The organism is Actinobaculum sp. 313 (assembly GCF_003073475.1).
GTDB lineage: Bacteria > Actinomycetota > Actinomycetes > Actinomycetales > Actinomycetaceae > Asp313.
The window spans coordinates 2,113,474-2,131,057 of the sequence record NZ_CP029033.1 but is presented as its reverse complement, the minus strand read 5'-3'; the positions used below and the strand labels follow the sequence as shown (position 1 = coordinate 2,131,057).

Sequence of the window (17,584 nt, the reverse complement as noted above, 5' to 3'; positions counted from 1 at the left end):
CACCGCAAATTAACCGAAAAGGACACATTCATGATCGGTAACATCGCCACAATCGGATACGGCCTTGCCGTGCTTGGCCCGGGAATTGGCGTCGGATTGATCGGCGCGAAGAATCAGGAGGCGACCGCGCGCCAACCTGAGCTCAGGGGCTATCTGCGAATCAATATGTTCCTGTCGATTGCTTTCACCGAGGCCCTCGGTCTGATTGGCTTCGCGGCAGGCTTCGTCTTTGGCGTCTGATTATGTTGCTGGCTGAAGATTCTCTTATCTTGCCGGCGACACCGGACCTGGTGTGGGGAACAGTTTCCTTCGTCATCATCGCCGTGGCGGTCTATAAATTCGGATGGCCCACCTTCATGCGTCTGCTCGATGAGCGTACCGCGAAGATTGAGGAGGGGCTGAATGCGGCCGCGCGGGCCAAGGATGAGGTTGCTGCAGAGCGCGCGCAGTTGACTCTGCAGGTTGAAGACGCGCAGCGGGAGGCGGCGCAGATTCGTGAACGAGCGCAGGCCAATGCGGCATCCATCATTGCGCAGGCACAGCGAACGGCCAGCGACGAGGCGGAGCGTATTGCCGGTGCATCGCAAAGGCAAATCGAGGCGGATACCAACACGGCGCGCCGTAGCCTGCGAACGGAAGTAGGTGTGATGGCCAGCGAGCTCGCCGGACGCATCGTCGGTGAGCAGACTCTCGATCCGGAGGTTTCGCAGCGCGTGATCGACCGTTTCCTGGACGAGTTGGAGGCCAGCTCTCCGGTACCCGCCAGCACCGAGGAGAACTGATGCGATCGGGAAGCGAAGCGGCTCTTGCCGCAGCACGCGAACGCTGGGATGCCCTGCTCTATGAGCGGGGGAACGAGGCCGCTTTCGCAAGGGAGATTTTTGACCTGGCGGATACGCTTGGCTCCTCGCTGTCGCTCGCGCGCTCGCTGACAGACGCTTCCCGCAGCGGCGATGCCCGCGTGCAGTTGGCGCGGGATGTCCTTACCGGGAAGGTCAGCGGAGAGGTTCTTGATCTGCTCAGCGGGCTGGTACGGGAGCATTGGTCCGACGACGACGATCTGCTCACGAGCTTGGAGGAACTCGGCATTCTGAGCGTGCTGGCTGGTGCGCAGCGCGAAGGCCGCCTGATGCGGGTGGAAGAGGAACTCTACCGCTGTATGCGCGTTCTGCGCGACGAGCGTGATGTGCGTGTGGTTCTATCCAACCCCGTCTTCCCGAAGGAGAAAAGAGCCGATCTCACACGGCAGATTTTCGACGCAGTGGCGCCGGAAACCGCGACCTTGCTGGGGCGAGCGGCGGTGCATGCTCCGCAGCCGTCCTTGGCTCAGTCGCTTCTGCATATGATGAACGAAGCGGCGGGGCGCAATCGGCATCTCGTTGCGGCGGTTACTGCGGCGGCTCCGTTGACGACTGAGCAGGAGGAGCGTCTGACTCGAATTCTCACCGCACGCTACGGCCAGGAGGTCAGCGTCCACGTTGCGGTTGAGTCGGCCGTCGTCGGCGGACTACGAATTCGAGTCGGTGATGAAGTCATTGACGGTTCCCTTGCCACGCGGATTAGGCACGTTCGGGAGGAGATCATCAAATGACCAGAAGTGCCGGGATGATGACCCGCACGAGGACGATGACAACACGAGCTTCGGCTCACCACGCGGCAGCGACCGCATAGTGGAGGAATGAGGAATGGCTGAACTGACTATTCGCCCGGAGGAGATTCGGGCCGCGCTGGACAGCTTCGTGAACTCATACGAACCGGCGAGTTCCGTGAGCGAAGAGGTCGGTCACGTCACCATGACGGCCGACGGCATTGCGCGTGTTGAGGGACTGCCCGGTGCCATGGCAAACGAGTTGCTGCGTTTCGAAGATGGTACGCAGGGCCTGGCCATGAACCTGGAGGAGCGTGAAATTGGCGTCGTGGTGCTGGGGGATTTCTCCAGCATCGAGGAAGGACAGGAGGTCCGCCGCACCGGTGAGGTTCTGTCGGTACCGGTTGGAGATGGCTACCTCGGGCGCACAGTTGATCCGCTGGGTAACCCGATCGACGGGTTGGGTGAGATCGCTCCGGTCGAAGGCCGACGGGCCCTGGAGCTGCAGGCCCCAGGCGTGATGATGCGTCGGTCCGTGTACGAGCCGCTGCAAACGGGAATTAAGGCTATCGATGCCATGATCCCGATCGGACGTGGACAACGCCAGCTCATTATCGGTGATCGGCAGACCGGAAAGACCGCGCTCGCTCTCGATACGATTCTGAATCAGAAGGAGAACTGGGAGAGCGGCGACCCCAGCAAGCAGGTCCGTTGTATCTATGTGGCCATCGGGCAGAAGGGGTCAACCATCGCCTCGGTGCGTTCCACCTTACAGAAGGGTGGCGCCATGGAGTACACAACCATTGTTGCCTCTCCTGCGTCCGACCCGGCAGGTTTCAAGTATCTGGCTCCCTATACCGGTTCCGCTATCGGCCAGCACTGGATGTACGGCGGCAAGCATGTTCTGATCATCTTCGACGACCTGTCCAAGCAGGCGGAGGCGTATCGCGCGGTGTCGCTACTGCTGCGGCGGCCGCCGGGGCGTGAGGCCTACCCCGGTGACGTCTTTTATCTGCACTCGCGCCTCCTGGAGCGTTGTGCGAAGCTCTCCGATGAACTCGGCGGCGGCTCCATGACCGGCCTACCGATGATCGAGACGAAGGCGAATGACGTATCGGCATATATTCCAACGAACGTCATCTCCATCACCGATGGCCAGATCTTCCTCCAATCCGACCTGTTCAACTCGGATCAGCGCCCCGCGGTTGACGTGGGTATCTCGGTGTCGCGAGTCGGTGGCGACGCGCAAATCAAAGCGATGAAGAAGGTTGCGGGCACACTGAAGATCACCTTGGCGCAGTACCGCTCCCAACAAGCTTTTGCCATGTTTGCCTCAGACTTGGATGCGACGACACGGCAACAGCTCGCGCGCGGCGAGCGCTTGATGGAGCTACTGAAGCAGCCGCAGTACACACCGTTTGCCGTCGAGGACCAGGTGGTATCCGTATGGGCGGGAACAGCGGGTTTCCTCGATGAGGTGCCGGTGAGTCGGGTGCACGATTTCGAGGCGGGTATGCTCGACTATGTTCGGCACAACTCCAACGTTCTGGATACTATCCGCGATACTGGTGTGCTCGACGACGACACCGAGGAGACTCTGCGGAAGGTTGTGGCTGAGTACCAGCACAGCTTCCTGGTAGCTGAAGGCTTGATCGAGCCCGAAGGCGAGACCGCCGTAGCAGAAGCCGAAGAGGTGCAAGAGCAACTCGTGCGAGGCAGGCGAGGCTGACCATGGCGGGGGCACAGAGGGCTTTTAAGGAGAAGATCCGGGCGACTCAAACCTTGGAGAAGGTTTTCAGCGCCATGGAGCTGATCGCAGCATCGCGAATTTCGCGGGCCCGTGAGGCTGCGCAAGGATCGGATCCTTATACCCGCGTCCTCACGCAGTCGATTGCGGCAGTGGCGGCGCATGCTTTCGATCATCGACATCCGCTTCTCAACGCACGTACAGACACGAATCGTGTAGCGGTTCTCGTTGTCACCTCTGATCGAGGCATGGCGGGGCGTATTCGGCGTCGGTACTGCGCGAGGCGGACCGACTGCTGGAGTCGCTGCGGGACGAGGGCAAAGAGCCGGTACTATTTGTCAGCGGACGGCGCGGGGAATCATACTTCCGTTTCCGTAATGTTGAGATGGTACGGACGTGGACCGGGCATTCGGATAATCCGGGTGTGGAGATCTCCGATGAAATCGCCCGCACCCTGCTGGATCTCTTTCTTGCTCCGGCGAGTGAGGGTGGTGTTGCGGAGTTGCACGTCGTTTTCACACGTTTTGTCTCCATGGTTAAGCAGGTGGTGCAGGTGCGGCATATGCTGCCCATGGAGGTTGTCGAGCCGGAAGAATCACTGGTCTCGGAAGATGTGGAGCGGGACGAGCTCGGTGACTATGTGCCGGGAACGATGCCGCTGTACGAGTTTGAGCCCTCCGCACGTCAGGTATTCGACCTGCTGTTGCCGATGTACGTCAACCAGCGGATTCGCTCCGTGTTGTTGATGTCGGCGGCATCTGAACTGGCATCGCGGCAGCAGGCAATGCATTCTGCCACGGAAAACGCGCAGCAACTCATAGAGGATTACACGCGCTTGGCGAACAACGCCCGCCAAGCGGAAATCACAACCGAGATCACCGAGATTGTGTCGGGCGCCGATGCGCTCAAACAAGATTGACATGGAGGAAGACGATCAGCGTGAAGGAAGAGAAGAACATGACTGACACTGTCGAGACGCCCGTCGTCGGCCAGGGTCGCGTTGTTCAGGTCATCGGTGCCACCGTCGACGTCGAGTTCCCGTCCGATGCTCTGCCAGAGATCAACAATGCGCTGGTCACCCGGGTGGACCTTTCCGCACAGGGTGAGGGGGAGGGCGCGTCCGACATGACGCTTGAAGTGGCCCAGCACCTTGGCGACAATATCGTCCGTTGTATTGCCATGAAGCCGACGGACGGCTTGGTGCGTGGTGCTCTGGTACATGACACCGGTACTGCCATTACCGTGCCGGTGGGGGACGCCACCAAAGGGCACGTTTTCAACGTGCTCGGCGACTGCCTCAATCTCAAGGCGGGGGAGACCCTAGAGATAACCGAGCGGTGGCCGATTCACCGTAAACCACCGTCGTTCGATGCACTGGAACCTGAGACGCGCATGTTCCAGACCGGAATTAAGGTCATTGACCTGCTAACTCCGTATGTGCAGGGTGGCAAGATCGGTCTGTTCGGCGGCGCCGGCGTGGGGAAGACGGTTCTGATTCAGGAAATGATTCAGCGTGTTGCCCAGGACCATGAGGGCGTCTCTGTGTTTGCGGGTGTCGGGGAGCGCACTCGTGAGGGCAACGACCTCATCCACGAAATGGACGAGGCGGGGGTACTGGATAAGACCGCCCTGGTATTCGGGCAGATGGACGAGCCGCCCGGGGTGCGCCTGCGGATCGCCCTGTCCGGCTTGACCATGGCGGAATACTTCCGTGACGTGCAGAACCAGGATGTGTTGCTGTTCATCGACAATATCTTCCGGTTTACGCAGGCGGGTTCGGAAGTATCCACTCTGCTCGGACGCATGCCGTCCGCCGTCGGATACCAACCGACCCTGGCGGACGAGATGGGTGCCCTGCAGGAGCGGATCACCTCCACGCGAGGGCATTCCATCACGTCACTGCAGGCGATTTACGTTCCTGCTGACGACTACACCGATCCCGCGCCAGCGACAACATTCGCCCATTTGGACGCGACGACGCAGCTTTCCCGCGAAATTGCCTCCCGCGGACTTTATCCCGCCGTCGATCCGCTGACCTCCACATCGCGTATTCTCGACCCGCAGGTGGTGGGGCAGGAGCATTACGAGGTTGCGACCCGGGTGAAGGCGATCCTGCAGAAGAACAAGGAACTGCAGGACATCATTTCCATCCTCGGTGTGGATGAGCTTTCCGAGGAGGACAAGGTGACGGTGGCACGAGCACGCCGGATCCAGCAGTACCTCTCGCAGAATACGTACACGGCGGTGAAGTTCACCGGTGTTGAGGGGTCCACGGTACCGGTGGATGAGACGGTTGAAGCCTTCCGGCGCCTGTGCGACGGCGAATATGACCATATCCCGGAGCAGGCGTTCTTCAATATTGGTGGTCTCGAGGATATCGAGCGCGCCTGGCAGCGCATCCAACAGGAGCAGGCCTGATGCTGGTCGAGATTGTGGCACGCTCCGGACCGGTGTGGTCTGGGCGGGCCGACCATGTGAGCGTTCCATCCGTGAATGGGGCAATGGGCATCCTTCCCGGGCATACGCCGCTTATGGCGCTGCTTGATGCGGGCCCGGTGGAGGTGCGGCAGGGGGATGGTACGGTCGAGGTGTTCGATGTCGACCGCGGATTCGTCACCGTGGATAGCGACCATGTCTATATCGTCGCCGACGGTGCGGGTAATGGCGCTGCGCGGAGAGGTGTGGCGGAGTAGTGGGAGCGAGCGTCATCGCCATGGTGCGGCTGATTCTTCTTGTCGCAGCCGTTCTTTTCATCGTGGTGTATGGCGCCATGGTTATTCGCCTACGGATGCTGCTCAAGCGGGTCGGCACCTTTCAATGCTCGCTACGAGTGGGGCCCGGAGCGTGGCGGACCGGTGTCATGATGTTTCGTCCGGACGCTCTGCTGTGGTTCGCGACTCGTTCCTTACGGCCGCAGGCGCGCTACGTGATCGCTAGGTCAGCTCTTCGCCTCTCAGGCCATAGCACGGTCGGCGACGACATTATCATTGCCGATCTGTCGGTGGGAGGTGCCACCTTGCAGGCCGCAATGTCGTCGGCGTCACTGGCGGGGTTGGTGTCCTGGCTCGATTCAGCACCGCCGGTGGAGGAGCCCACCGACATCTGAACCTTACAGGGCCACGCACAGGGGAGCGGTTCCGGCGTTATGCGCGGTGACGTGTACGCTTGCAGGGTGCGTGTAGTTTTTGCCGAATGCTCTGTTGACTACTCCGGTCGTCTTGATGCTCACCTGGAGCCCGCCGTGCGCTTACTGGTGATGAAGGCGGACGGGTCCGTGCTCGTCCACTCCGACGGCGGCTCCTATAAGCCTTTGAACTGGATGAGTCCTCCGGCCAGAATGCGCCAGCGCGAACCGGATCCCGAGGAGAGCGCGGCGGGTGTCAGCGAGGTATGGGAGGTCTCGCATCTGAAAACCGACGACGCGCTGATCATTCGGATTTTCCAAGTGTTCGGCGATTATGAACGGACGCTTGGTGAAGAGCCCGGCTTGGTCAAGGATGGGGTGGAGGCGCATCTGCAGAAACTCCTCGCCGAGCAAGTGGAACGCTTGGGCAAGGGACTGAGTCTGGTGCGGCGTGAGTTTCCCACGCCCATCGGACCGGTGGATCTTATGCTGCGCGACGGAAATGGCGGGCATATAGCCGTTGAGGTGAAACGGCGTGGTGAGATTGACGGCGTCGAGCAGCTCACCCGCTATCTGGATCTTCTGGGGCGTGATCCGCTTCTGACTCCGTTACGGGGGATATTCGCCGCACAGGAGATTCGGCCGCAGGCGCGCATTCTCGCCGCGGACCGTGGTATAGAGTGCGTAACGCTTGACTATGACGAGATGCGCGGACTTGACCGGCCGGAGGATCGCCTGTTCTAGTGCACCGTCACTCTGAGCTGCGACAGGGAGCCGACAAGGGTGTAGCGTATGTATGTGCGTCGATCCAAGAAATACTCTCGTCCGGTACGACCGCTCAACATCGAGGCGGCCATGGGAGGCGTGCACCACGAACGGGGCCGTGATGGCACAGACTACAAGGTCCACCATATTTCGGCGGGTAGCAAGCAGTACGTCTGCCCTGGCTGCAACGGCATTATTCTCGTGGGTGAAGCGCATGAGGTGGTGTGGACGGAGGATACGATCTGGGGAGCGCAGTACGGCATTGATTCCCGACGGCACTGGCACACGTCCTGCTGGAAGCATCGGGGCCGTTAAACGCGCCGCGTACCCGTTCGCACGTGTGCTCGTGACCCGCTAATGTTGGCTTATGACTTCACTTGCTTGGCGCCGCACTGGCCCACACAGCGATCTTCCGTTCGTTTTGCTGCATGCCATGCCCCTAGACGGCAGCATGTGGGACTCCGTCCGAAGTGAATTGGCGGAAATTGATGTTCTGACCGTAGATGCTCCCGGGTTCGGCGGCTCGCCCTCCGGTGTGGAGCTGCAGGGCGAATACGGTATCGCGTCTGCTTCGGTGGAAGTATTCGTCCGGGCGCTGAAGGATACGCTTGACTCCATCGGCATCGCCAGGATCGTTATCGGCGGCCTGTCCATGGGAGGATCGGTGGCGGCAGCGTTCACTCTGGCATACCCGGGGATGGTAGCCGGCCTGGCCCTAATGGATACCAATATTGGCGCCGACATCCCCTCTCACCGCGAGATCCGCTTGAATGCGCTGCGGCTGTGCGCCGAAGGTCGCCCTTACGACGCGGTCAAGGACTGGACCACCGTAATGGTCTCCCCGTCCTGTTCACAGGAGATCCGCGACTCTCTCGATGCGCGGTTCCGGCAGATATCAGCACCCTCGCTGGCCTGGGTCCAAGAAGCGTTGATGAATCGCGCCGACGCGAGCGACGCGGTGCGTATTGATGGACCGGTGCTACTGGAACGCGGCAGCGACGATGCGACCTGTTCGCGGGAATCCTTTGCCGAATTACAAGAGCGGGCCCCGCATGCGCGTATCGCAGAGATTCCGGGAGCCGGGCATTTCACCGCCGACGAGAAGCCGACCGAGCTAGCGGCACTGCTGCGGGAACTCTACCAGGAAGCGAGTGCAACCCAGGCATGAGCCCGCCACCCGTGCCCGGTGGCGGGCACGGGTGCACGTGTTACACGGCCTCCTCGCCGCTTGTTGCGGCGGAGTCATCCGTTGTCTCGGTGTCTTCTTCCAGCTCTGCGGCGCTATCGGCCGCCGGTGCGGTAAAGGCGCCGTCGGCGTCCTCGGCTGCGTTGGCCGCAGCATTCGCAACGATCGTTGACACGGCGATGGAAGCCGAGCTGTCGGAGGCAAGCAGGGCGCGCATATCCTCAATGTAGGAGCTGAGGACCTCGCGCTGCTCCTGGAGCAGCGCGACCTGCTCTTCGGCGGAGGTTGTTGTTTCGACGGCGTCCTCCGCCGCTTCCTGCCGGATACGTTCCGCTTCCGCGCGGGCGGTGCTGAGCATTTCTTCCGCCTCCTGCCGCGCGGCATTGACGATCTTCGCTGCTTCCGTCTCGCTCGACGATGTCAACTCCTCGGCGCGTTCGGTCGCCTCGGCCAAGCGGCGTTCCGCCTCATCGGCGCGGGCCTCGGCGGTACGGACCATATGCTCGGCTGCCGAGCGTGCCTCGGTTTCCGCCGCGGCACGCTCGTCGGCGCTGCGTTTGCGCAGGCTTGTGACCTCCCGATTAACGCTGGCACGTAGCGAGGCAACCTCTTCGTTTGCCTCGGTGCGGATACGGTTCGCTTCGCGTTCCGCCTGTGCGCGTAAGGTCGCTACTTCCTCCTCCGCTTCGGCGCGCAACGCGGTCAGCTCGTCGTCGGCCCGGGCGCGTTGCTGTTCCACATCATGTGTCGCTTGCGAACGTAGCGCGGCAACCTCCGCGTTCGCCGTTGTTCGTACGCGATTGGCCTCCCGCTCGGCGGATGCCACCAGCTCTTCGGCGGTGCGCTGCGCATTGGCTGTCAAGGCGTTGGCCTCCTTGCGCGATGAGGCGCGCAGTTGATCCGCATTGGCGTGGGCGCGCGCCAGCGTATCCTGGGCCTCGGACTCGGCTGCGGCGGTGAGATCATTCGCCCGTGATTGGGCGCGGCTAATGGTGGATTCGGCGTCGGAGTTCGCCCGCGCCATCACGTCCATGGCCTGTTGCTCTGTTGCGTGGAGGAGACGTTCCACGCGGGAACCCAGGCCGCCATAAGTCGGTCGGTCATTTTCCCGCAGCTGTTTGCGAGCCTCAGCGAGTTCGCCGGACAGGCGGAGCACACGTGAATCGAGGCTCGCCACCTGTGAACGTGTATCGTCCAGAGCCTTCTCCAGTGAATGTACGCGCTCGTCGACCTGGGCGCGGTCATAACCACGGCGGACGAGCGGGAAGAGCGGACGATCTTCATCCATGTTAACCCTTTCGATAAGGAGGTACAGCGTGACAGGACTGGCACTGATACTAAGGTTACTCGTATATGGGAGGTATGGCAGAGTTCCGAGACAGATTTCATGGGTCCGCCATGGGCGAGGCGCGGGAATCAGATGGAATTGGTATGAGAAGCTGAGCGTGGGGCGTACAGATGGGTTGAGCGTGGCGATACCGTGAGACTGCCGCAGTCGCCTTGAGCTCGGCAAAGGCTTGTGCGTCACAGGCCGTACTGGGGGGGGTGCATTCGCGCTCGTAACCTCCAGTAGGGTATCGTTATTAAATCGTTATATTGTGCGGGTACTAACGGCAAGGGAGAGACAATGCGGAAGATCGCCGGCATTGCGCTCGGAGTGATTGGACTACTCGTCGCATTCCTCGGAGTGGGTAAGGCCACGATATGGAGCGATGACAGTCAGGTCACTGCCGAAGCCGTTCCTTCCGGGGATACGGCGTATGTTCTGACGGAACCGGGCGTACTGGACATGGTGTCCGATACGGTGACAATCACCGCTTCCGGCTCCGACGACGCCGATGTCACCATCGCTATCGGCTATGCCGGTGATGTCGCGGCGTGGGCGGAAGGGCTTTCGGCAGACTCGATCAGTGGTATGAAGGACTGGTCGACATTAGCAGTGGCCAGCGCGGCTGCAGATGGAGAAACCACCGCAGACGAAGAGCAGGCCGAGGGGGACGCCACAGATGCGACCGAAGTTCCTGCCCTTGCGGATTCGGATATGTGGCTGAGCGTCGCAAATGAAAAAGGATCGGCCAAAGTCACCGATTACGAGGTGGCCGATCCGGGCAATATCTCGTTGATCGCCACCGCATCCGATGGGAAGGCTCCCACAGTCACATTGAGCTGGAGTCGCGATGTTAATTCCGGCGACGTCATACCGCTGATTCTCATTGGCGTGCTGCTGGCGATTATCGGCGTGCTCCTCCTTGTTTTGGAGCGGCAGGAGGCGCGCAGCCGAGCCCGACGGCAGGAACTGCGGCAGCGTCGCCAGGCCCGCCGTGCCTCGCGTGCGGCGGCGGAGACAACCGTTTTGCAGGCATTCGACGGTGACATCGCGGAGAGTACTCGACCTGTGCAGAACGCGGTCACCGGACAGGCTTTGGGTGCGGGAATCATATGTGCCAGCCCTCGCTCGCAGGAGTTGCGCTCACGTGAGCTGGCTGAGGAGGACCGGTTGGTGATCCCCGTTGACGACGAAGACTGGTCGCCTGAGCCGGATACTGCGGTCGACGATGAACCGTCGACCGCATCGGGAGCCCAGTGGCGCAGCCGCTGGGAGTTTGCCACGGCTGAGCGGCAAGATGAGACGGATACCGCATCCGCATCGAGCGCAGAGTTTGTCGGCGAACCGGAAGGTAAGCATGCGGAAGAAGGCGAGAAGAGGGAGGACCCTGATGCATAGGAGAGCTATTGCAAGTGTCGGAGTGCTGGTTTTCGCTCTGTCCGGCTGCGCAAACGAGGCGGAGCTTCCCAAGGCGACAGCGGCCGCCGAGACTGCGCGTCCCGCACTCACAGTCACCCGTTTTGAACAGGTGCAGTCCGACATCTTCGACAGCCTCGCGGCGGCCGATGAAAAGCTTGACGGTGAGGCGCTGACTGAGCGTGTAAGTGGTCCATTCGCGTCTATGCGCAGCGCCGAGTACAAACTGAAATCGATACTCGCCGACAGCGTGTCGCTGGAAAGACTGTCGGACAGTGCAGACCAGACGATGATCAGCGCTGCCGATGACTACCCGCATGCCGCGGTCAGCGTCATGGCTGAGCCCGCTGGATCTAGCGCCAAGACGATCGATATGTTCGTGCAGCCCTCGGCACGGGAGAATTGGTCGTTGTGGGGTGTCGCCGATATTCTGCCCGGTGCAACGGTGCCGGCGCTCAAGTTCGGGGAAGAGGGAGGCGCGGTTCTTGCTTCTGATTCTGCGGAGGGTTTAGTCGCAAGTCCAGACGATGTGCTCGCTGGCTATACCACCCTCGCATCGACCCGGAATGACTCAAAGGGTCTGCGCTTCGCCGATGACCCTTGGCTTGCCAAGATGGCTGAGGCACAAGATGCCAATGCGGAGACCACCGCGGATACGGGAACGGCAACCATGTCCTTCGAACCCGGAGAGAACGGGACGATCGCGGTGCGCACGGCCGAGGGAGGCGCATTAGTATTCGGACAGGTCAACGTCACAACGACCATCTCTGTCACTGCGGAGGGTGGATCCGTGGACATTGCCGGTGGCGGCAATATTGCGGCGCTAGGAACGGGCAACGCGAATGACAGCCTAACCGTGACGGGTACGATGACGGCGCACTACACTACCGTCTTAGTCTTCAATGTGCCCGCCGCTGATGCGGAGGACCAGACAATTGATGTTGTTGCTGCCCATGCGGCAGTGCTTCTCGACGTATCGAATGGATGAACATGTCACAGCCGCTTGGCGCCTCGATGTATGGTGCCGTCGATCTTTCTGGTCTGAGTAATCGTACGAATGGGAGGGACGGTAGTGCCGCTCCCACGGGTGCTGCAAGTGCCAACCCCACCGCTTCGTCCGGCGCGAGCGTGCCGGGACCGCTGGTCACCGACATTACGGCGGACTCTCTACAAGGCGCTCTTGAAATGTCGCAGCGTGTTCCCGTGGTCGTGCTTTTTCACACCTCTCGATCAGAACCCACAGCTGCCCTTGACCGGCAGTTGCAAGCGCTCGCTACACAGCAAAACGGGCGTTTCCAGCTGGGACGGGTTGACGTCGATGCCGCCCCCGAAGTAGCACAGGCGTTCCGCATCACGGGTGCACCGGCAGTGGTCGCGCTGTTGCAGGGTCAGCCGATTCCGCTATTCGAAGGCGCTCCGGCCAAAGCTGAGTTGACTACGGTTATTGACAGACTCTTGGAAGCGGCGGCTCGTTACGGGATTACCGGCGTTCTAGACGGTGACGCGGCGCCTCCGCAGCCACAGCTGCCCCCGCATCATAAGGAGGCGGCGGAGGCTCTCAGCGTCGGCGATCTGGATACCGCACATGCCGAGTACACGGCGGCAGTTAAGGCAAACCCGGGAGATGCCGCAGCGCAGACGGGAGTGGCGCAGGTGGAACTGCTGCAGCGGGTGCGTGTTCTCAACCCGGAGCAGACATTGCGCGCCGCTGAAAGTGATCGTTCGCTCAATGCACAGCTGGCCGCCGCCGATGTCGAAGTTGCGTATGGGCGGCCCGATGAGGCATTTGCCCGGCTCCTCGCGGTGATTCGACGTAGCAGCGGCGAGGAGCGCGACAGCGTTCGCAAACGTCTTCTGGCACTATTCGAAATAGTCGGTACACACGAACCGGTGGTGGCGCAGGCACGTCGAGAACTGTCTGCGGCGCTTTTCTAAAGTCGGCAAAAGGCGCGCGTCGGCGAGGCGGAACGCTACGCTCCGCGCCTGGGCGCTGCTGGAACGGGCCTCGTCGGGCAGCGCCGCGTCGGTAACGTTATATGGCCGGGTGTTGCTAAGCGCGCGCCAACCACGTGGTTGACTCCGCGCTTCCGGGGGCGGCACTCGCCAGGAGAACCTGCCAGCCCTCCGGGATGCTTACGTCCGTGTCGAATGCCGTGAGGATAAGTATGTCTCCACGTGTCGCATCGGCAGGTGCCGTGTTGAGATACGCGAGTGTGCCCGGAAATGCGTCGGAGACGTCTTCCAATCCGCCGTGACCGAGCGCCAACTCGCTGCGCAACGCGTACATGTGGCGGAAGAAGTTGAGGGTGGAGGAAGCAGAGGCTTCCTGAGCATCAACCGCAAAGGTGGCCCACTCCGGGGGCTGCGGAAGCCACGACTGTCCGTCCGGTGAGAAGCCGAAGGCGGGCGCCTGCGCTTGCCAGGGCAGAGGCACCCTGCAACCGTCACGGCCGGCTTCGACCCCCTTGGTCCGAAAGTAGGCCGGATCCTCGCGTACGTTGTCGGGGAGGGCGGTGTGCTCCGGCAAGCCGAGTTCTTCGCCCTGGTACAGGTAACAGGAGCCAGGTAGTCCTGCCATCAACAAATGCGCGGCGAGCGCGCGTCGGGCGCCGAGTTCGGGATCGGGCTGCTCATCGGTGGCCCGAATACCATTGGGGCCTTTCCCGGTATGGGACAGTCCAAGGCGAGAGGCCGCTCGAACAACGTCGTGGTTCGAAAGAACCCAGGTGGTGGGTGCACCGACGTCATCCATGGCGCGCAGAGACGATGCGATCACCGCACGGAGGTCATCACGTTTCCACTGGCTCGAGAGGAAGTCGAAGTTGAAGCATTGCGACATCTCGTCTGCGCGAACGTACTGCGCCAGACGATCACCGGGGGAGACCCACGCCTCCGCCACCAGCATGCGATCTGGTCCGTATTCATCAAGCACGGTACGCCATTCACGGTAGATGTCATGGACGCCGTCGCGGTCCCACATCGGAGGAGGCGGTACGCTGGCGGCATCGGCGCCGCCCCTTCCACCATGGTCCAGTGGTACTGCCAATCTGGTAGTTCGGGGTCCTTCGCCAGTCCGTGCGCGACATCGATTCGGAAGCCATCAACGCCGCGATCCAGCCAGAATCGCAACACGTCGCGAAACTCGGCATGCACGGCGGGGTTGTCCCAGTTCAGATCAGGCTGAGTGGAGTCGAAGAGATGCAGGTACCACTGCGGATCGTCTTGCCAGGGGGATCCCGGTGCATCGTCGCGCTCGCGCACCCGTGTCCATGCGATGGAGCCAAAGATCGAGGTCCAGTCATTGGGCGGTGCATCGGTACTTGCTTCGCGGAACCAGTAGCGTTCGCGTTCGGGTGAGCCCGGTCCGGCGGCAAGCGCTTCCCGGAACCAGACGTGTTCGTCACTGGTGTGATTCGGGACGAGGTCGATGATGATACGCATTCCGAGCTCATGGGTGCGGGCGATGAGGGCGTCGGCGTCTTCCAGCGTTCCCAACCGCGGGTCAATATTGCGATAATCGGCAACGTCGTAGCCCGCGTCGTGCTGCGGTGAGGGATAGAACGGCGATAGCCAGATGGCATCTGCTCCCAGGCTTGCCACATGCTCCAGGCGGGCGGTGACGGCCGGAAGATCACCGATCGGCCCGCCGGAGGAGGCGAAGGAGCGGGGATAGATCTGATAGATGACGGCGTCCTGCCACCACTGACTCGGAACGGTTGGACGGTGAAGTTGCCTGGGCATGGATTCCTTACCTTGTGGGACGAATGGGGAGTTTTACCTTCTGGCCTCCTGCTCAACGTGAGCAGCGGGCGGTGGACTCGCGCACGATGAGTTCGGCGTGGAACTGCATGGAGCGCAAACTGGTCGCGGTGTCGTCGATCATGGAGAGCAGCGTCGAGATTGCCGCTTCGCACATGGCGCGAACCGGCTGGTGGAAGGTGGTCAATGGGGATTGGTGAAGGGCATGAGCAGGGAGTCGTCAAAACCGATGATGGAGACATCCGCTGGTACCCGTAGCCCGGCGCCCTCACAGTAGCGGATAGCGCCCAAGGCCATGATGTCGGAACCACACACAATCGCCGTGCATTCACTCTCAATGAGTTGCGCCGCAGCCGCTTGGCCGCCCTCCACGGTGAACAGAGTGTTAACGATGGGTGCCGCAGCTCCGGGAAGAATCTGTGCCATCGCGCGGGTGAAACCGAGTGCTTTCTGCTGCGAGGGGATGAAACGGCTGGGACCGACGGCCAGTCCGATACGCGTGTGCCCTTGCGCGGCCAAGTGCCGCACCGCCTGGGTGACCGCCGAAACATCGTCGGTGGAGAAGTCCGGGGCATCGATACCGGGATGGGCTCCATTTATCGTGACGAAAGGAACATGGAGTTCTTGCAGGTGGCGGTACCGGTCAATACTTGCCGTCATGTCCGCGTGTAAACCGGAGACGAAAACAATGCCGGAGGCGTGCTGGTCAATGAGGATCTGCACGTAAGCATCCTCGGTGACGCCGCCGGCGGTTTGAGTGCATAGCAGAGGCGTGTAGCCTCCGGGTGCCATGGTCGATTCCAGATTCTGTGCAAAGCTCGGAAAAATGGGGTTGGAAAGCTCGGGAACGACGAGGCCAATAAGCCCGCCGGGACGTTGGCGCAGGCGCTCGGGGCGTTCATAGCCCAGCAGGTCGAGCGCCGTGAGCACCGCCTTGCGCGTGGCAGGAGCAACTGTGCCCTTGCCGTTCAGCACACGTGAAACGGTCGCGGTCGAAACGCCCGCTTGCTTGGCCAGATCGGCCAGCCTGATACGGTCTGCCATCGTTGTACTCCTAGGCCTCCATGCCCGTCATGCGCGCTTATGAAGGATACGCACCCCTGCTCAGCAGCGGCAACACCTCACCTGTTTCTTTGCAAGACTTTACAGTCTGGGAGCAAAACGCGCCACGTCGAAATGCCGACTGGACAGATTCCTCCACTAATAGATCACAGGATGATGACAATTTTCTGAAATTACTTGCAGAACCTTACAGAGCGGATATATTCTCATTTTAATCGTTCATGTCACACGGCTGTGGTGAATTGAACGACTCGGTTCACACAATCAATACATCAGGAGATCGAGATGCGAAGGGCATAGCACTTGCCACCGCCGCCGGGCTTGCTTTAACGCTTGCTGCCTGCGGAAACGATTCAACAACAGACAAAACAAGTGGCGCCACAACAGACAAGAGCACCACTACAACTGCCGAGGGTGATGGCATCACTATCACCGTATGGACAGACACCAATCGGCAGGCGGCACTCGAAGAAGCCGCCGAGGCCTACGAGGAAGCGACCGGCAACAAGGTGGAACTGGTCACTAAGGAATTCAATGACATCCGTGCGGACTTCCTCGCCCAGGTACCCACCGGGGAAGGCCCGGACATCACCGTTGGTGCGCATGACTGGCTGGGCGAGTTGGTGGCCAATGGCGTTGTTGCTCCGCTCGAACTTGGAGACAAGGCAGATGAGTTCAACGAGAAGGCTCTGACGGCCTTCACCAATGACGGCCAGGTGTACGGCCTTCCGTACGCGATGGAGAACGTCGCCATTATCCGCAATACCGCGCTGGCAGACTCCACCCCCGATACCTTCGATGAGATGATCGAGAAGGGTAAGGCTGCGGGCACCGAGTATCCCTTCCTCATTCAGACCGGAGCCGAGGGCGACCCGTACACCTACTACGCGCTGCAGACGTCCTTCGGCGCGCCGGTGTTCGAGCTGGACGACGACGGCGAGTACAACACCACGCTGGCCCTCGGTGGCGAGAATGGTCAGAAGTTCGCGCAGTGGCTCAACGATCAGGGTGAGGCCGGTACGGGTGTGCTGGATACCAACATGACCTACGACATTGCCGTTGACGCCTTCAAGAACGGTAACGCTCCGTACATTGTTGGCGGCCCCTGGATGGTTGCCGACTTCGAAGAAGCGGGTATCGACATCGCTGTGGATCCGATTCCATCCGCCGGTGGCGAGACCGCGCAGCCCTTCGTAGGCGTGCAGGGCTTCTACCTGTCCGCGCAGGCACAGAACCAGCTGGCAGCTACCGACTTCCTCGTCAACTACGTTGCCACAGAGGATGTGCAGCAGATCATCTACGAGGCGGGTAACCGTCTGCCGGCCATGACTGCCGTCGCCGAGAAGGCGGCCGAAAACCCCGTGACCGCCGGCTTTGCCGAGGTTGCAGCCGACGGCGCCCTCATGCCGTCCATCCCGGAAATGAGTGCGGTGTGGAACTACTGGGGTTCCACAGAGGCGCAACTTGTTAAGGGAAGCGATGATCCTGCCGGAGTGTGGGACAAGATGGTCTCCGATATCGAGGGCGACCTCTAAGTCTCCGCTTAGTTCGTGATCGTGAGGGGTGCCGTGGTGCGCATCCGGTGCGCCACGGCACCCCTCATGTGAGGA

Annotated in this window: 16 protein-coding genes and 3 pseudogenes; 15 read left to right on the top strand and 4 right to left on the bottom strand. The window is 61.2% G+C overall.

The features are described from left to right. Positions 1-30 precede the first annotated feature (30 nt). The 11 genes and pseudogenes from atpE to DDD63_RS09165 all read left to right on the top strand — a co-directional run bounded on the left by atpE (position 31) and on the right by DDD63_RS09165 (position 8,392). Positions 31-240, top strand: a complete 210-nt coding sequence (gene atpE, locus DDD63_RS09215) for an ATP synthase F0 subunit C (RefSeq protein WP_108716118.1) — start codon at positions 31-33, stop codon at positions 238-240. Positions 241-242: 2 nt separating this feature from the next. Then, positions 243-782, top strand: coding sequence for a F0F1 ATP synthase subunit B (gene atpF, locus DDD63_RS09210; protein WP_108716117.1), 540 nt, complete (start codon positions 243-245; stop codon positions 780-782). After that, complete coding sequence (locus tag DDD63_RS09205) at positions 782-1,591, top strand: F0F1 ATP synthase subunit delta (protein ID WP_108716116.1); 810 nt, start codon at positions 782-784, stop codon at positions 1,589-1,591. Before atpF ends, DDD63_RS09205 begins: the two co-directional genes overlap by 1 nt. A gap of 94 nt (positions 1,592-1,685) precedes the next feature. Beyond that, a complete protein-coding gene (gene atpA / locus DDD63_RS09200; protein ID WP_108716115.1) occupies positions 1,686-3,317 on the top strand; it encodes a F0F1 ATP synthase subunit alpha in 1,632 nt (543 codons plus the stop codon). A 2-nt stretch (positions 3,318-3,319) separates the two neighbouring features. Continuing rightward, positions 3,320-4,254, top strand: a pseudogene (locus tag DDD63_RS09195) (F0F1 ATP synthase subunit gamma). Between the two features lie 38 nt (positions 4,255-4,292). Beyond that, positions 4,293-5,753 carry a F0F1 ATP synthase subunit beta gene (gene atpD, locus DDD63_RS09190; RefSeq protein ID WP_108716723.1) on the top strand — a complete coding sequence of 487 codons (1,461 nt, stop codon included), beginning with the start codon at positions 4,293-4,295 and terminating at the stop codon, positions 5,751-5,753. Next, positions 5,753-6,028 (top strand): F0F1 ATP synthase subunit epsilon, encoded by a 276-nt coding sequence (locus DDD63_RS09185; RefSeq protein ID WP_108716114.1) that lies wholly within the window; start codon positions 5,753-5,755, stop codon positions 6,026-6,028. The genes atpD and DDD63_RS09185 overlap by 1 nt, the downstream gene beginning before the upstream one ends. Beyond that, the gene (locus tag DDD63_RS09180) at positions 6,028-6,441 is read left to right on the top strand and encodes a DUF2550 family protein (RefSeq protein ID WP_108716113.1); all 414 of its coding nucleotides are present in this window, start codon (positions 6,028-6,030) and stop codon (positions 6,439-6,441) included. The genes DDD63_RS09185 and DDD63_RS09180 overlap by 1 nt, the downstream gene beginning before the upstream one ends. A 66-nt stretch (positions 6,442-6,507) precedes the next feature. Beyond that, entirely contained in the window at positions 6,508-7,203 is a 696-nt protein-coding gene (gene nucS, locus DDD63_RS09175; RefSeq protein ID WP_108716722.1) for an endonuclease NucS, read from the top strand. Positions 7,204-7,251: 48 nt separating this feature from the next. After that, positions 7,252-7,539, top strand: coding sequence for an ATP/GTP-binding protein (locus DDD63_RS09170; RefSeq protein WP_240611243.1), 288 nt, complete (start codon positions 7,252-7,254; stop codon positions 7,537-7,539). 52 nt (positions 7,540-7,591) lie between these two features. Beyond that, positions 7,592-8,392, top strand: a complete 801-nt coding sequence (locus DDD63_RS09165; RefSeq protein WP_108716112.1) for an alpha/beta hydrolase — start codon at positions 7,592-7,594, stop codon at positions 8,390-8,392. Positions 8,393-8,432: 40 nt separating this feature from the next. Here DDD63_RS09165 and DDD63_RS09160 read toward each other — a convergent pair whose 3' ends face one another. Beyond that, positions 8,433-9,698 (bottom strand): cell division protein DivIVA, encoded by a 1,266-nt coding sequence (locus DDD63_RS09160; RefSeq protein WP_108716111.1) that lies wholly within the window; start codon positions 9,696-9,698, stop codon positions 8,433-8,435. A gap of 339 nt (positions 9,699-10,037) precedes the next feature. On the opposite strand from DDD63_RS09160, the gene DDD63_RS09155 reads away from it, so the two are divergent. The 3 genes from DDD63_RS09155 to DDD63_RS09145 are packed head-to-tail and all read left to right on the top strand — an operon-like array spanning position 10,038 to position 13,088. After that, positions 10,038-11,135 carry a hypothetical protein gene (locus DDD63_RS09155; protein ID WP_108716110.1) on the top strand — a complete coding sequence of 366 codons (1,098 nt, stop codon included), beginning with the start codon at positions 10,038-10,040 and terminating at the stop codon, positions 11,133-11,135. Then, the gene (locus tag DDD63_RS09150) at positions 11,128-12,141 is read left to right on the top strand and encodes a hypothetical protein (RefSeq protein ID WP_125482492.1); all 1,014 of its coding nucleotides are present in this window, start codon (positions 11,128-11,130) and stop codon (positions 12,139-12,141) included. The genes DDD63_RS09155 and DDD63_RS09150 overlap by 8 nt, the downstream gene beginning before the upstream one ends. Before the next feature lie 2 nt (positions 12,142-12,143). Beyond that, positions 12,144-13,088 carry a tetratricopeptide repeat protein gene (locus DDD63_RS09145; protein ID WP_164505513.1) on the top strand — a complete coding sequence of 315 codons (945 nt, stop codon included), beginning with the start codon at positions 12,144-12,146 and terminating at the stop codon, positions 13,086-13,088. Between the two features lie 115 nt (positions 13,089-13,203). Here the strand turns inward: DDD63_RS09145 and DDD63_RS13225 are convergent, their stop codons facing one another. The 3 genes and pseudogenes from DDD63_RS13225 to DDD63_RS09135 form a co-directional block, all read right to left on the bottom strand. Beyond that, complete coding sequence (locus tag DDD63_RS13225; RefSeq protein WP_276308078.1) at positions 13,204-14,058, bottom strand: alpha-amylase family glycosyl hydrolase; 855 nt, start codon at positions 14,056-14,058, stop codon at positions 13,204-13,206. Between the two features lie 203 nt (positions 14,059-14,261). Then, positions 14,262-14,894 (bottom strand): annotated as a pseudogene (locus DDD63_RS13220) (alpha-amylase family glycosyl hydrolase); the annotation flags it as partial. A 52-nt stretch (positions 14,895-14,946) separates the two neighbouring features. Continuing rightward, positions 14,947-15,956: pseudogene (locus DDD63_RS09135) on the bottom strand (LacI family DNA-binding transcriptional regulator). Positions 15,957-16,195: 239 nt separating this feature from the next. Here DDD63_RS09135 and DDD63_RS09130 point away from each other — a divergent pair. Continuing rightward, a complete protein-coding gene (locus DDD63_RS09130; RefSeq protein ID WP_108716107.1) occupies positions 16,196-17,509 on the top strand; it encodes an extracellular solute-binding protein in 1,314 nt (437 codons plus the stop codon). Positions 17,510-17,584: the final 75 nt, after the last annotated feature.

Excerpts from the sequence above, each read along its gene's own strand:
- atpE (WP_108716118.1), top strand. The coding sequence starts at position 31 with ATGATCGGTAACATCGCCACAATCGGATACGGCCTTGCCGTGCTTGGC.
- atpF (WP_108716117.1), top strand. The coding sequence starts at position 243 with ATGTTGCTGGCTGAAGATTCTCTTATCTTGCCGGCGACACCGGACCTG.
- DDD63_RS09205 (WP_108716116.1), top strand. The coding sequence starts at position 782 with ATGCGATCGGGAAGCGAAGCGGCTCTTGCCGCAGCACGCGAACGCTGG.
- atpA (WP_108716115.1), top strand. The coding sequence starts at position 1,686 with ATGGCTGAACTGACTATTCGCCCGGAGGAGATTCGGGCCGCGCTGGAC.
- atpD (WP_108716723.1), top strand. The coding sequence starts at position 4,293 with ATGACTGACACTGTCGAGACGCCCGTCGTCGGCCAGGGTCGCGTTGTT.
- DDD63_RS09185 (WP_108716114.1), top strand. The coding sequence starts at position 5,753 with ATGCTGGTCGAGATTGTGGCACGCTCCGGACCGGTGTGGTCTGGGCGG.
- DDD63_RS09170 (WP_240611243.1), top strand. The coding sequence starts at position 7,252 with ATGTATGTGCGTCGATCCAAGAAATACTCTCGTCCGGTACGACCGCTC.
- DDD63_RS09165 (WP_108716112.1), top strand. The coding sequence starts at position 7,592 with ATGACTTCACTTGCTTGGCGCCGCACTGGCCCACACAGCGATCTTCCG.
- DDD63_RS09160 (WP_108716111.1), bottom strand. The coding sequence starts at position 9,698 with ATGGATGAAGATCGTCCGCTCTTCCCGCTCGTCCGCCGTGGTTATGAC.
- DDD63_RS09155 (WP_108716110.1), top strand. The coding sequence starts at position 10,038 with ATGCGGAAGATCGCCGGCATTGCGCTCGGAGTGATTGGACTACTCGTC.
- DDD63_RS09150 (WP_125482492.1), top strand. The coding sequence starts at position 11,128 with ATGCATAGGAGAGCTATTGCAAGTGTCGGAGTGCTGGTTTTCGCTCTG.
- DDD63_RS09145 (WP_164505513.1), top strand. The coding sequence starts at position 12,144 with ATGTCACAGCCGCTTGGCGCCTCGATGTATGGTGCCGTCGATCTTTCT.
- DDD63_RS13225 (WP_276308078.1), bottom strand. The coding sequence starts at position 14,058 with ATGCTGGTGGCGGAGGCGTGGGTCTCCCCCGGTGATCGTCTGGCGCAG.
- DDD63_RS09130 (WP_108716107.1), top strand. The coding sequence starts at position 16,196 with ATGTCACACGGCTGTGGTGAATTGAACGACTCGGTTCACACAATCAAT.